We start from the raw sequence: 370 nt of genomic DNA on the forward strand, positions 1-370 counted from the left end.
CCCTTCGAGCTGGCGGTGGTATTGGTGATGAGAACCGGCTTGCTAAGATCTACTGGAGCGGTCATCTTCGGCATTAGCATATTTGGATCTTCTCCGAAGTTGGCCCTCACCCAGGCATTGTATTCGTCAACCTTGGCATTGAAGTCATCGATATTCTTTCCATCAAGGGCAAGCTGGTATGCTTGACCCATCTCAAAGCCCTTCTTGAAGCCATCAATGGCTCCGTTCTGCCAGTCGGTATATTCTGCGGCCACTGCCAGGCCCGCCAGACACAGAAATATCGAAACATAGACGATTTTATTCTTCATATTCAATCACTCCTTTATTCGATTATGCTCATTAACGGCAGCATTTCTGCCAATAATATCAA

At 46.8% G+C, this 370-nt stretch carries 1 protein-coding gene; it reads right to left on the reverse strand.

Features of this window, described 5'->3' with window-relative positions:
• The coding region (locus BP822_RS09150) for a hypothetical protein (protein WP_286878173.1) at positions 1–308 on the reverse strand (308 nt) is incomplete at its 3' end.
• Positions 309–370 lie beyond the last annotated feature (62 nt).

It is taken from the genome of Methanosaeta sp. UBA458 (assembly GCF_002496085.1).
Taxonomy (GTDB): Archaea; Halobacteriota; Methanosarcinia; order Methanotrichales; family Methanotrichaceae; genus Methanothrix; species Methanothrix soehngenii.